Below are 13,377 nucleotides of genomic sequence, written 5' to 3'. Positions count from 1 at the left end.
CGTTATCTATCTAAAATTACTTCCCTTTAAACTCCGGATTCCGCTTCTCCGCAAACGCAGCAAGCGCCTCAAGTCGATCCTCCGTCGGAATCGTAATCTCATACGCCTTGCGCTCAATCGCAAGTCCAGTCTGTAAATCCGCATTCATCCCATGCTTGATAGCAAATTTCGCCTGCTGTAACGCAATTGGTCCATTGCCAAGCAATTCACCTGTGAATCGGTCCAACAACTCTATCATGTCCGCAGCAGAAGCAACATAAGTCAAAATACCATATTGCAATGCCGATTTCGAATCCAACCTTCTTGCCGTCAAAATGAGCTCAAGCGCTTTTGCTTCGCCAATCAATCTTGGCAAGCGCTGCGTTCCGCCAGCTCCCGGAATAATTGCAAGTCCCGTTTCCGTCAATCCCATGACTGCCGTATCGACCGCAAACCTGAAATCGCAAGATAGGGCAAGCTCCATGCCCCCACCGAATGCATATCCGTTCAATACCGCAATCGTTGGCTGAGGTAAGTTTTCAATCATCGTAAACACTTCACCAATTTTGTAAATATTGCGCTTCACCTGCTCATCGGTCAACAGCTTCCGTTCCTTCAAATCAGCCCCCACACTGAACGCACGAACTCCGCCCCGTAAAAATAACGACACGGATATCAGGATTAATGCGAATTGACTCGACAACCATTCCAAGTTCAGACAGCATATCGTAATTAAATGCATTCATCGCATCCGGTCTATGAAGCGTCACACGCGCAATATGCCCCTCTTGTTCATATAAAAGCGTATCCATTTTAAAACCCCCATTTGTAAAAACTTACTACAAACATATCATTTATTAGTAGATGTCGCTATGAAAGTAACTAAAAAATTAGTATACTCGTAGTATTAGCTGGAGGTAAATTCGACATTCTTCGAGCCGCTCTAAGCTTTTGTCCCATCCAGCTTCGGGCGCTAACTGCTCGGGTCATAAGTCAAAGCTGCTCTGTGGCAAAAAACGCCACTACGCATCTTCGCCTTATGCCTGTCGCAGTTGGGCAAGCGCCCTCAGCTTTTGTTCTTTCTGCTTGTTTCGAGTAGAATGTTATTCGGGAGTGATACAAGTGAACACAGCAATAGTTACGGATAGTACGGCATATTTGCCTTCTAACATAGTAAAAGAATTGGATATCAACGTCATCCCTTTGACGGTGACAATCGATGGACAAGCATATGAAGAGGAAGTCGACCTAAAGTCGGCGGAATTCTACGATAAGGTACGTGGTGACGGACCGCTTCCAAAAACTTCCCAGCCACCTGTCGGGAAATTCGCACAGTTGTTCACTCATTGAAAAAGGACCATGAGACAATCATTTCAATCCATCTATCAAGCGGAATTAGCGGAACTTTCGCAGGAGCAGTACAGGCTGGAGAAATGACAGAGGGCGTGGATGTGCGCGCATTCGACTCCGAATTGTCATGTTATCTTCAAGGATTCTATGTAATCAGAGCCGCCAAAATGGCTAAGGAAGGCGCTACGCCAGATGAAATTATGGCGGAGCTTAATGAAATGAAAAAGACGATGCGTGCTTATTTCATGGTGGACGATCTCGCGCATTTACAACGTGGCGGAAGGTTATCCGGTGCGCAAGCATTGATTGGGGGACTGCTCCAAGTTAAACCGATCCTTCATTTCCACGACAAAGTGATTGTGCCATTCGAAAAGATCCGAACACGTAAAAAAGCAATGAAACGAATCGCGGACATGCTTGCGGAAGACGCGGGGAAAATGCCCCTTGAAGCGGCAATCATCCATGCAAACCGTCCGGAAGAGGCAGAAGCTTGGAAAGAAGAACTGTCAGAACTCTTACCTGACGTCGAATTCACAATTAGCCATTTCGGCCCCGTGATCGGCACACATTTAGGCGAAGGATCAATGGGACTCGGATGGGTGAAACGGAAGGCTTAATGTGAATAAACGCATAAATTGCTGAAAGTAAGCATAAAATGCCGTAAATACGCATAAAGCGTTGAAAAACCGCATAAATCGGGCCAGAAACGCATAAAAGGACTCAATTACGCATAAACGCAATCATACATCAATAATAATAAGAAAAGGGGTGTACACATGACAAAGCCTTTCAATTCGGCAATCAGGGATTTCCTGCATGGTCGTATTTGGTTGCGCATGCACACCCCTTTTCCACCTGAAGAAATAACCGCACAGATCGAAATGGGTCATATTCAGATTATCGAAGGCATCCAAACAAAACCTTCATTCATGAATCAAAAACAGCATCTGCAACCGATGCGAAAATAATAATCCGGCCCTTTTCACAACATTTAACTGTGCCAAATGCGAAGGACCTTGTACATATTGCAGGCACTGCCTCAAAATGGGGCGAGTTTCCTCATGCACGGAATTGGTCGTCTGGAGCGGTGATAAACCTGAATACCCGACAAACCACACTTTGGCTTGGCAAGGGAAACTTACGCCGCATCAGCAAAAGGCATCTGAGGATCTTATCAGAAGCCAGGAACAGCAAATTTCCCATCTCATTTACGCAGTTTGCGGAGCGGGAAAACGGAAATTTTATTCCCGCCAATCCATAAGCTTTTATCCGAAGGAAAGCGTGTCTGCATCGCGGCTCCAAGAGTTGATGTCATTCTCGAACTCGAACCACGTCTGCGCACAGCGTTTCCGCATTCGAAAATCGAAGCATTATACGGCGGCGCGAAACCAACGATGGAAGCGTCCCAGCTTGTGCTTGCCACGACTCATCAGCTATACAGATTCCAACATGCCTTTGATGCCATCTTCGTCGATGAAGCGGATGCCTTCCCATATAAGGCAGATGAAACGCTGCAAAGAGCCGTCCAAAAAGCATTGAAACCCGGTGCTCCTGCCCATTACGTTACGGCAACCCCCTCAGATAAGCTCATTTCCAACATGAAACGATCGGGTTCCATCTCTACTATTAATCGTCGCTATCATGGCCATCCATTACCCGTTCCGACGTATGAATCCCTTTGGAACTATGAAAAACAAATACGTAAAGGAAAACTTCCAAAAAAACTGGTACAATGGACTAAGCAAAGGTTCACGAAAAATGAACCATTCCTGATATTCTTCCATCATATCGGCTTAATGGAGGAAGCAAGGCCTTTATTCCAACTACTCAATCCACATATCCAATCCGTCCATGCATCGCATCCAGACAGGAAGGAACACGTACAGGCACTTCGGAATAAAGAACTTCCTGGCCTATTGACGACTACCATCCTTGAACGGGGGATAACAATCCCGAACGTCCAAGTAGCAGTAGTTGGAGCGGAACAGCAAATCTTCGATAAAGGCGCCCTTATTCAGATCGGTGGTCGAGTCGGACGTTCAGCAGAATTCCCGACAGGCGATTTCACGTTCTTCCATAACGGAATCACCTACGCGATGGATGACGCGAAAAACGAAATTATGAAGTTGAATAAAGGAGGTCCCCAAAAATGAACTGTCTCCTTTGTGAACAAAAACTTGCGAGTACACCAAGCTGGCAATCTCTCCTTGCCATCGAAAAGACTTTATTAATATGCGAAATCTGTTCAAATAGCTTCGAACGTGTCGATACTAGTGAGAGGGGATGTTCTACATCACGTCAAATCCCTTTATACGTACAATGAAGCAATGCGCGAATATCTCCATCAATACAAATTCCTCCAAGATGTCGCACTCTCTGGCGTCTTTGCGAATGAGTTAAGAAATGAACTCAAACGGAAAAACGCAATTATTGTGCCGATCCCAATGCATTTAGATAAAAAAATTGAAAGAACTTTTTCACATGTCGAAGAGCTGTTGCATGCGGCGAACATCCCTTTCGAAGACTTGCTCGTAAAAACGAACACCGAAGTGATGGGGGAGAAGACGAGGGAAGAACGGCTTGCGATGCGCCATTTATTTTCAATCAAAGAAGGTACAGTCATCCAACAAACTACATATATACTTGTCGACGATATATACACAACCGGCACGACACTCCAACATGCAGCCACCGCTTTACTTGAAGCAGGTGCTGAAAGAGTGGAAGCGGTCACGCTCATACGTGCAGAAAGATAGGAGAAAAAAACATTATGACGGAAATACGAAATTGTTCAACCTGCAAAGGAATATTCGAATATAACGGACTAAGTGATATCTGTCCATTGTGTACAAAAGAAGAGGAAAAAATGTTCGATATAGTGCATCAGTTTTTAAGAAGACGAGAAAATCGCGCCTCAACCGTTCAAAGAATTGTCCAAGAAACGGGAGTAACTACAACATTGCTATTTAAATGGGTGCGCAAAGGCCATCTTCACCCCTCACGGTTCCCCGGCCTTGGCTACCCATGTGAGAACTGTGGAGAATTAATCACAACAGGAAAAATATGCGAAAGTTGCACCAACAAACTTAAAAGCCAGTTAGACGCATACGAAGCATCACAAGAAACCATTATTGAAATGAATGAAACGTATTTGGCACATGGAAAGATGACGAGAGAAGATAAATTCAACACATAAATTTCTACAAAAACGCATAAATCCTTCCAAAATTCCATAACTCGTAGGAAACACGCATATTTCATTCCAAAAAAGCATAAACAGCCGTAAACACGCATAAATCACCCCAAAAGCGCATAAACGAAAAACCGACTCCATAAAAAGTCGGTTTTTTCTATGCTAATTAAGGAAACACTATCTCCAAGAACGTATTCATACACAAATCTTTCACATTAAGCTAAACCTCAGCTCAAAAATGCCGAAATAAAGCATAAGGATATAAATACTCCAAGAAAGGAGCCAAATCATGAAAATAAATAGAGTCAACATCACGCCCATCAACCCATACCGCGCCAACCAAATGAAAGTTGAACAGGCAAAGGAAAACCACCAAATCAAAACCGACAAGATTGAAATCTCATCCGAAGCAAAACAACTTTCCGAAACATCACCAATCACAATCGAACGAAACGAACGTGTTCAATCACTGAAGGCGCAAATCGAATCGGGAAATTACAAAGTAGACCCCAAAAATTGGCCCAAAGCCTACTCAACTACTACAAAAAATAAGTTAGATGAAAGCAGGGACTATGATGACAATCGAAACAATACTTTCCATACTCGACAATCTGGAAAAATTGCATAAGAGCCTGCTTCGCATCGCAAAAGAAAAATCGGAACTCATTAAAAATGGCGATATTCAAGGCATTGACCAACTCCTAAAAGATGAGCAGGCACATCTCGCTGCAATCGTCCAAATGGACCAAAGCAGGCAGAATGCGGTCAGCAACTATCTTGAAGGAAAAGGTATTTCTATGCCGATGAATCCAACAATCACCGACCTGATTGAAGCAACTCCCATTCCGGATACTGAACAACTTACGGAGGCGAGGGACCGTCTCCTGCATGCGATTCATGAATTGAAATGGCAAAATGATCTCAACCAAAAACTGACCTACCAATCCCTTCAATTTGTGAATCTGTCGCTGGACATGGTTCGACCACGTACGGAATCGGTCACTTACTCAAAAACAGGCATTAACGGCAAAAAAGCGTCGAGGGATATACCAAACTTCGACTCTCAAGCATAGGAGGAACAGTATGCGCTCCACATTCATGGGACTTGAAACAAATAAACGCGGACTCTACGCACAACAAACCGGCCTTTACACGACCGGCAATAACATAAGCAACGCCAACTCACTCGGCTACACAAGAACACGCGTCAATATGCAGGCAACACAGGGCCTCACGTCGTCGCCTGGATTATTAGGGACCGGTGTCGAAGCAAGCTCAATCCAACGCATCCGCGATTCCTTCGTCGACAACCAATTCAGACAGGAATCCAACACACTTGGCTATTGGGAATCAAGATCCAATGCAATTTCACAAATTGAAGACATTATAGGTGAACCTTCAGAATTCGGTTTACAAAAATCACTAAGCGAATTTTGGTCTTCACTACAAACGCTTGCGACAAGCCCTTCAAGCAGCGGCGCAAGAGCTATCGTCATTCAGCGAGGTCAGGATGTAGCCGAGTCATTCAATCATTTACACAGTTCATTGACCGAAGCCCAGACAAACTTAGGAAAAGAAATCAGTTTTTCAACAGATAACGTCAACTTCCTATTGGAGGAAGTTGCGAGATTGAATGGCCAAATCTCCGGAATGGAGTCAGGCGGTTATCTACCGAATGAATTGTATGATCAAAGAGATTTGTTGTTAGACGAGTTGTCGACCTATTTACCGATCGAAACTAAGTTTGAAAAAACAGGTGGAGGTACATCGGCGATTGCTCAAGGGACAGTAACTGTGTCTTTGAAAATGAACGACGGTGTAAGGGTCGAGCTTGTGAAAGGCAAGGAATTTGGGGAGGTAGAGGTAAACCCTACAAATCAATTAATTCAGGGCATTTCTATAAAGGCGGTAGGCGATACTGATTCCACTAATCACGTACTTTCCGAATTCTTAGATTCTGGAAAATTGAAGTCACTAATTAATTCATATGGATATGGCACGGGTGATGGAAATGGCCTTTATCCAGATATGATTAATAATTTGAATAAGATGGCTGAGGCTTTAGCAAATGAATTTAACAGAGTTCATGGAGAAGGAATAGATCTTGATGGTAATGATGGAGAAGCATTCTTTGTTATTACAACAGCTGGTAATCTATCAGTGAATCAAGATCTGATCGACGATCCAAGAAAACTTGCAGCATCAGGTTCAGCTGATGAAATAGCTAACGCGGATAACGCCAAAGCCCTTTTAGCCATTCAAACAAGTCCATTGGACGATTTAAATAAATCCACAATTCAAGATTTCTTTTCAGGTATTATCGGAAAACTTGGAGTTAACGGCCAACAAGCACAGCGCATGGCATTTAACACAGCATCACTACAAGGTGCCGCTGCCAATCGCCGCGACTCCATCAGCGCCGTTTCACTGGACGAGGAAATGACAGATATGATCCGATTCCAGCAAGCCTACAATGCCTCCGCCCGTATGATTACGGTCATTGATGAAACACTCGACAAAATCATTAACGGAATGGGCTTATCTGGCAGATAATAAAGGGGGTACTAATCAATGCGCGTAACACAATCCATGCTTTCTAACAATACAGTTCGAAACTTGATGACAAGCTATAGTAAAATGGGTAAGCTGCAAGAACAGGCAGTCTCTGGAAAAAGAATTAACCGTCCATCAGACGATCCTGGAGCCGCCATGAAAAGCATAGGCTTCCGCAATCAAGTGGACAAAATCGACCAATACAAGAAAAACCTTATCGAAGTGAATAACTGGCTCGACAGCTCGGAAGATGCACTTGATGGCGTTGGGCAAGTCTTGCAACGTGCCAAGTATCTTGTCACAAATGCCGCAAATACCGGAGCAATGAATCCCGAAGAACGTGAGTTTATTAAAATCGAACTAAGGCAACTTCAGGAAACGATTCAAGACTTTGCAAACACACAAGTAATGGATAAATATATTTTCAGCGGGACCAAAACGGACACGCCTCTATTCAATAAACAAACTAAAGAATTCACGCCAGATACAGATGGATTTTCCAAAGACATTGAAATTGAAATATTCAATGGCGTGAATTTGAAAGTCAATACTAATGCAAGAGACCTTTTCGAAGAGTTAAATACTTTCTTTAATGAAATTACAGAAGCCGGAGAAGATGTCAAATTCGATAAAGCTCTGACGGATCTTGATAAACAGATGGATGATGTCCTTGCACTCCGAATGGACATCGGCGGCCGCTCCAACCGCGCAGAACTCATGCAAAATCGACTTGATGTACAAGAAGCATCAGCCAAAAAACTACAATCCGAAAACGAAGACATAGACTTCGAAAAAGTGATAACCGAAATGCTTACCCAAGAAGCCGTCTATCGTGCATCCCTCTCAGTAGGCGCAAGAGTTATCCAACCTTCATTAGTCGACTTTCTAAGATAAAAAAGGACGTTTATACGTTCTTTTTTTATGCAAATCAACAAAAGGAAAAGGAGCGATCACCATTATGCAAATCCAAACAAAATTCCACGGCGAAATCGATATACAAACGGACCAACTATGGAAATTTCCAAAAGGCATCCCTGGCTTCGAAACTGAAAAGCAATTCGCACTGCTTCCAATCGAAGGAAACCCTAATTTCCAAGTATTACAATCAACAACAACCGAAGCAGTAGCATTTATTGTCTCGAATCCATATTCACTTATCGAAGACTATTCATTCGACATCGACGAACCAACAATTGAACTACTTAACATCGAAAAACCAGAAGACGTATTCGTGTTAGCCATCCTAACACTCAAACAACCATTCGAAACATCAACCATCAACCTACAAGCACCACTCATCTTTCAAATGAATAACAAAACAGCAAAACAAATGATTATAAACGACAACCGATTCAAAACACGCCACATCATCGGCCAAGTCAAGGAGGAAGTCTAAATGCTAGTCCTCTCACGCAAACCGAATGAAACAATTAAAATTGGTGACGATATTGAAATACGCATTCTCGAAGTCAAAGGAGAAACCATTCGCATTGGCATTGAAGCACCAAAAACAGTGGATATTCTCCGTGGTGAACTCGTTCAATCAATAACAGAAACGAACACGGAAGCTCTTACACTGGATACTGCATTATTTTCACAGCTTACAAAAAAAGATTAAATCTCCGAAATAAAAGCCTGGCTCTCTTCCGAAAAAGCGCCAGGCCATCCGTTTAGGTAAAATCCGCTATTTTTCCACTAAATAAACCAAAATCTCACGAAATCTTTTATTAAACACTAAACTACTTGGCAACCAAACCGATATTAACAATGTAAGCGACAGTAACGAGTTCGGCCGGCTCTTACTTCGCAAACAAATTAATTGATTCACAGGGACGTGAATCTACAAACACTCAAGGAGGAAAAAATCATGAGAATTAACCACAACATTGCTGCACTTAATACGTTTAACCAACTAGGTGCTAACAACACAAACGCAGCTAAAAACTTGGAAAAGCTATCTTCTGGTCAAAGAATCAACCGTGGAGGAGACGACGCAGCGGGTCTTGCAATCTCCGAAAAAATGCGTGCACAAATCCGTGGATTGGATATGGCTTCTAAAAACGCTCAAGACGGTATTTCTTTGATCCAAACAGCTGAAGGTGCAATGAACGAAACCCATGCAATTCTTCAACGTATGCGTGAGCTTGCAGTACAATCAGCGAATGATACAAATACTGATTCAGAGCGGGCAAACCTTCAGAACGAAGTGGATCAATTAGCTCAAGAAATTACTCGTATTTCAACTGATACTGAGTTCAACAATAAGAAATTGATTAATGGCAGCTTAGCTACAAGCGGAGTGACCTTCCACATAGGTGCAAACGCTTCACAGAGTATTAAACTAACAATTGGCAATATGGGGGCAAGCGCGCTGGAGTTGAAGGCGCATCTGCAGCTTTAGGAATTAAAATTTCTACTCAAGCTTCCGCAAATGATGCTATTAAGACAATCCAGTCGGCGATTGATGCAGTTTCATCTGAGCGTTCCAAACTAGGTGCATACCAAAATAGACTAGAACACACAATCAATAACCTTGGAGCTTCTTCCGAAAATCTAACAGCTGCTGAATCTCGCATTAGAGATGTCGATATGGCCAAAGAGATGATGGACTTTACAAAGAACAATATTTTAACTCAAGCTGCTCAAGCTATGCTAGCTCAAGCAAATCAACAACCGCAAGGCGTACTTCAATTACTTCGATATAATAAATAATAAAACGGACCTGTCTCAATCATGATGACAGGTTCATAAAAAAAGTCGTACATAGACTGTACGATTTTTTTTATGAACCTATAATCTATCAAATTTTAAGGGAAGTGCTATACATGCAACCTATACTTTCTGTATGCATAATTATGAAAAATGAGGAAAAGGTTATTGGAAGATGTCTTGAATCAATTAGCGGAATCGCTGATGAAATTATAATTGTAGACACGGGCTCTAAGGATCAGTCAAAAGAAATTGCGCTTCAATTCACTGATAAAGTGTTTGACTTTCAATGGGTAAATGATTTCTCAAAAGCAAGAAATTTTGCGGCCTCAAAAGCAAGAGGAGAATGGATTCTTGCTATTGACGCTGATGAGTATGTAGATAGAGATAGCTTCGAAAAGTTTAAAAATGATCTTCTATCTAAACCACCAGTCTTCAATATAATAGGTGTTCAGATTGTTAGTTTTATTGGACAAAACGGACAGAATACTTCACTAACCACCATGAACGTTTATATAAAAATGATGGATCTATTGCTTATCGAAGAAGTATTCACGAAGTTTTGGAACATAATGATCCAGATAAGGCCAAACACGGTATTATTGACTTTCAGCTCTACCATTCGGGCTATTTGACAAGTACAGTTCAGGAGAAAGAAAAGTCAAATAGAAATTTGGAATTATTGTTGGATAATGAACATAAAGAAGCGATAGATTACTTTTTTATTGGAAATGAATATAAAAATATCGATGACAATAATAGGGCTATTCAATACTACCAGAAGGCATATAGTTTTAAGCCCGATTTAAACTTAGAATGGGTTCAAAAACTTCTTTTGTATTTATCAGATGCACTGCATCGAAGTAATAGAAACGAAGAGTCGTTAGATATCATAGAAACTTGCATAGAAGCTTTTCCTAATGTTGTTGATTTCAAATATTATAAAGGAATTATATCTTTTAATAAAAAACAGTATAAACAAGCAAAAAAAATATTTGAAGAAATAATATCTAAAAAAGAAATATTGAGAAGTGATTCAAGTGATGATTTTTTAGAGTTCTTGCCACTAAAACACCTTGGTGAAATATATGAGATAGAGAACGATTTGCATAAATCTGTAAAAAGTTATTCAAGGGCATTGTCCATAAATGACTCGGACGATAAAGTATGGGTGAAATTAATTTCTATTCTTGCAAAGCATTCATCTTTAGAAGAATTGTCAATCTTCTTGAATAATAATATGGTAAACAAAAAAACAATGACACCTTTAAGGGTTGTGAAGATCCTACTTTCTGTTCCAAATCTTAATGTACAAAAACTTAGCCGCTCTCTATTAGATAATCCAGACCTAACATCAAACGAGAATGAGGCATTATTCATAAAGAATTTGCAACTTGATGGATTTGAATCTGAAATAAGCGAGTCTTTAAAAAAGAAAAGTGATCAAGAAGTTATTTCACTACTTGCAACTGGCATATTTAGTTTAGTTGATTATATCCTATTGACTGTTAGGCTGGAATCCGAAGAATTTATTGATTTTCTATATAATATAAAATATGATCAGCCTTTAGTGAATTTATATAACATGATATTTAAGAAGAAAAATAAGAAACTAACTGCAATTGAAGAGAGTTTTTTTGAAGCAATATATAAACAGACTGAAGTTTTGGAGTCAACAGAGGTGTTAACCATTTTGAAGGGGAAAAGAGCATTTTTAAGTAAAAAACTTAAAAATAAATTGAAACTTATTGGTTGATTAAGTTGAATATCTTTGATTTGAAAAACAGAGGTTATTTTCAACAAAACTCTTTGAAATAGGTTTTCGTATTAAAGACAGGGATTTTTGTATCTATGATTCTGTCTATCGAATTACAAAGTTTCAGTATTAAAATAATTTCAGCCTAAAGGTGGGATTTTGTGCGTTATGCATTACATAAATATATTCAAGAAATGTTAGTTACATTATTAGAAGCCGCAGATTATATTCACAATGAAAAAAATAATGATGAGGTAATTTATAATCAGTTATTATTAAACAGTAAAGAGTTTCTCCAGGGAATAAAAAAAGTAATTAGTGAAAATCATAAAGATACCAATAACCAAAAAATTTTTGGTCAAATAAAACTATGCGAAAAAAAAGTTGTTGAACTTTTAATTCAAAATAAAGAAGATCGCATTCTTGAATTAACAACTGATTTAAGGGAGGATATAAAAGATTTAACGGTCATATTTGAAAAAGAAATTAGTGCTATCTACCATATTGTGTTTTTTGCAGAGCTTGGTCAAAAATGGGATTCTATGCAAAGTGTATATGAAGCTTTTAGCCAAAGAAGTGACTGCGAAGTCAGTGTGGTATTAACACCAATTTTTCGTACAGTAGAAACCAACGGAAAAATAGAAACTGATTTTATTTATGAAGATTATCTTACAAGTTTAGGAATAAACTTTATACCATATAACAAATATGATATTACCAAGCATTTACCTGACCTTGTATTAATTAGTAATCCTTATGAAAGTGTAACCCTCCCTCAGTTTTGGCCTGAAAACATTGCGAAATATACAAAACTTGTTTATCTACCATACTATACCACTTTGATATCTGACGATGCCAGTATCCAGGTTAATTGCCAGTTTCCAGTTACTAAATATGCGTGGAGGATAATTGCACAATCAGAAAAAGTAAAAGAGTTGCATAAAGAGTTTTCACCTAAGAAGGGAAGTAATGTTTTAGTAACAGGTTTGCCAAAATGGGATGAGGGATTTTTAAGTACCACACATAGAAATATAGAATGGGATAGTAAACTGAAGGGGAAAAAAGTCTTTTTATGGAACACTCATTATAATATTACTTCAAATAATGGAACACTTTTAGAATACGGAACCTCTTTAATAGAGCATTTTTTTGACAGAGATGACATTAGTTTAATATGGCGACCACATCCTATGACCGATACTATATTTAAACTGTATCAACCCCAGTATCTTAATAAGTGGGAATACATGAAAGAGATAATTAATAAATCAAGTAATATAGTTCTTGATAATAATGCTTCTTCCTATATGTCATTTAATTACTCTGATGCTTTAATTAGTGACTATAGCTCTTTGTTAGCACAATATTTATTAACTGAAAAACCAATTATTTGGGTTAAGAAAAATAAAGAAGAAATTGTTTCAGACGAAACTCAGTATATATTCCCTATCAATCATCTTGAACAAGCAACGTCTTTAAGAGAAATTCAGGACTTTATTGATAGGGTTAAAAGCGGAGTGGATACGACAAAAAATAAGAGACTACAGATAATTCAAGAAGAAATGTCAGGAGCCGATGGAAGAATTGGTGAAAGAGTAAGTGAACTATTAATGAAAAATTTACAATTGGGGCTACCATGATTAAACATCTTTACAATTAGATTTAATTCCTAATTTTAAGCAATAAAATCAATGCCACCTTTAGGGAATTTCTAACAGAAATGAGATGCACCCCAAAAGTTAGAGTCGAAAATCTAACTGTTGGGGTGTATTATTATGGTTAATAATGCAGCTAATTTTGAGGTGATTGTGTGTGGGGATCACAATAAGAGGTTTTC

Annotated in this window: 13 protein-coding genes and 4 pseudogenes; 16 read left to right on the top strand and 1 reads right to left on the bottom strand. The window is 39.6% G+C overall.

Annotation, left to right across the window (positions count from 1 at the left end; all coding sequences use genetic code 11):
* Window positions 1-16 precede the first annotated feature (16 nt).
* Window positions 17-791, bottom strand: a pseudogene (locus QNH10_RS18070) (enoyl-CoA hydratase-related protein).
* 310 nt (window positions 792-1,101) lie between these two features.
* Between QNH10_RS18070 and QNH10_RS18065 the strand changes: the two are divergent.
* From QNH10_RS18065 to QNH10_RS17995, 16 genes and pseudogenes are all read left to right on the top strand, one after another.
* Window positions 1,102-1,946, top strand: a pseudogene (locus QNH10_RS18065) (DegV family protein).
* A gap of 159 nt (window positions 1,947-2,105) precedes the next feature.
* Window positions 2,106-2,297, top strand: coding sequence for a hypothetical protein (locus tag QNH10_RS18060; protein ID WP_283732670.1), 192 nt, complete (start codon window positions 2,106-2,108; stop codon window positions 2,295-2,297).
* A pseudogene (locus QNH10_RS21395) lies at window positions 2,263-2,346 on the top strand (hypothetical protein); the annotation flags it as partial. The gene QNH10_RS18060 and the pseudogene QNH10_RS21395, both read left to right, overlap by 35 nt.
* A gap of 200 nt (window positions 2,347-2,546) precedes the next feature.
* A complete protein-coding gene (locus QNH10_RS18055) occupies window positions 2,547-3,482 on the top strand; it encodes a helicase-related protein (protein ID WP_283732669.1) in 936 nt (311 codons plus the stop codon).
* Window positions 3,483-3,602: 120 nt separating this feature from the next.
* Entirely contained in the window at window positions 3,603-4,085 is a 483-nt protein-coding gene (locus tag QNH10_RS18050; RefSeq protein ID WP_283732668.1) for a ComF family protein, read from the top strand.
* Window positions 4,086-4,099: 14 nt separating this feature from the next.
* Window positions 4,100-4,525 (top strand): TIGR03826 family flagellar region protein, encoded by a 426-nt coding sequence (locus QNH10_RS18045; protein ID WP_283732667.1) that lies wholly within the window; start codon window positions 4,100-4,102, stop codon window positions 4,523-4,525.
* 286 nt (window positions 4,526-4,811) lie between these two features.
* On the top strand, window positions 4,812-5,150 hold the full coding sequence (flgM, locus tag QNH10_RS18040) for a flagellar biosynthesis anti-sigma factor FlgM (RefSeq protein ID WP_283732666.1): 339 nt from the start codon (window positions 4,812-4,814) through the stop codon (window positions 5,148-5,150).
* Window positions 5,095-5,595, top strand: a complete 501-nt coding sequence (locus tag QNH10_RS18035; protein ID WP_283732665.1) for a flagellar protein FlgN — start codon at window positions 5,095-5,097, stop codon at window positions 5,593-5,595. Before flgM ends, QNH10_RS18035 begins: the two co-directional genes overlap by 56 nt.
* A gap of 10 nt (window positions 5,596-5,605) precedes the next feature.
* Window positions 5,606-7,075 (top strand): flagellar hook-associated protein FlgK, encoded by a 1,470-nt coding sequence (flgK, locus tag QNH10_RS18030; RefSeq protein ID WP_283732664.1) that lies wholly within the window; start codon window positions 5,606-5,608, stop codon window positions 7,073-7,075.
* Window positions 7,076-7,093: 18 nt separating this feature from the next.
* Window positions 7,094-7,969: a flagellar hook-associated protein FlgL gene (gene flgL / locus QNH10_RS18025; protein ID WP_283732663.1), complete on the top strand. Its 876-nt coding sequence runs from the start codon at window positions 7,094-7,096 to the stop codon at window positions 7,967-7,969.
* A 64-nt stretch (window positions 7,970-8,033) separates the two neighbouring features.
* Complete coding sequence (gene fliW, locus QNH10_RS18020; protein ID WP_283732662.1) at window positions 8,034-8,471, top strand: flagellar assembly protein FliW; 438 nt, start codon at window positions 8,034-8,036, stop codon at window positions 8,469-8,471.
* Window positions 8,472-8,693: a carbon storage regulator CsrA gene (csrA, locus tag QNH10_RS18015; RefSeq protein WP_283732661.1), complete on the top strand. Its 222-nt coding sequence runs from the start codon at window positions 8,472-8,474 to the stop codon at window positions 8,691-8,693.
* A gap of 249 nt (window positions 8,694-8,942) precedes the next feature.
* A pseudogene (gene hag / locus QNH10_RS18010) lies at window positions 8,943-9,787 on the top strand (flagellin Hag).
* 113 nt (window positions 9,788-9,900) lie between these two features.
* Window positions 9,901-10,419, top strand: a complete 519-nt coding sequence (locus QNH10_RS18005) for a glycosyltransferase family 2 protein (RefSeq protein ID WP_283732660.1) — start codon at window positions 9,901-9,903, stop codon at window positions 10,417-10,419.
* Window positions 10,347-11,540, top strand: coding sequence for a tetratricopeptide repeat protein (locus QNH10_RS18000; RefSeq protein ID WP_283732659.1), 1,194 nt, complete (start codon window positions 10,347-10,349; stop codon window positions 11,538-11,540). The genes QNH10_RS18005 and QNH10_RS18000 overlap by 73 nt, the downstream gene beginning before the upstream one ends.
* Window positions 11,541-11,701: 161 nt before the next feature.
* Entirely contained in the window at window positions 11,702-13,180 is a 1,479-nt protein-coding gene (locus QNH10_RS17995) for a CDP-glycerol glycerophosphotransferase family protein (protein WP_283732658.1), read from the top strand.
* Window positions 13,181-13,377: the final 197 nt, after the last annotated feature.

Source organism: Sporosarcina thermotolerans (assembly GCF_030067815.1).
GTDB lineage: Bacteria > Bacillota > Bacilli > Bacillales_A > Planococcaceae > Sporosarcina > Sporosarcina thermotolerans.
Note: the sequence above shows the minus strand (reverse complement) of the source record. Positions and strands in the feature narration are given on the sequence as shown.

Coding starts and splice junctions, on each gene's coding strand:
- QNH10_RS18060 (WP_283732670.1), top strand. CDS start 2,106: ATGACAAAGCCTTTCAATTCGGCAATCAGGGATTTCCTGCATGGTCGT.
- QNH10_RS18045 (WP_283732667.1), top strand. CDS start 4,100: ATGACGGAAATACGAAATTGTTCAACCTGCAAAGGAATATTCGAATAT.
- flgM (WP_283732666.1), top strand. CDS start 4,812: ATGAAAATAAATAGAGTCAACATCACGCCCATCAACCCATACCGCGCC.
- QNH10_RS18035 (WP_283732665.1), top strand. CDS start 5,095: ATGATGACAATCGAAACAATACTTTCCATACTCGACAATCTGGAAAAA.
- flgK (WP_283732664.1), top strand. CDS start 5,606: ATGCGCTCCACATTCATGGGACTTGAAACAAATAAACGCGGACTCTAC.
- flgL (WP_283732663.1), top strand. CDS start 7,094: ATGCGCGTAACACAATCCATGCTTTCTAACAATACAGTTCGAAACTTG.
- fliW (WP_283732662.1), top strand. CDS start 8,034: ATGCAAATCCAAACAAAATTCCACGGCGAAATCGATATACAAACGGAC.
- csrA (WP_283732661.1), top strand. CDS start 8,472: ATGCTAGTCCTCTCACGCAAACCGAATGAAACAATTAAAATTGGTGAC.
- QNH10_RS18005 (WP_283732660.1), top strand. CDS start 9,901: ATGCAACCTATACTTTCTGTATGCATAATTATGAAAAATGAGGAAAAG.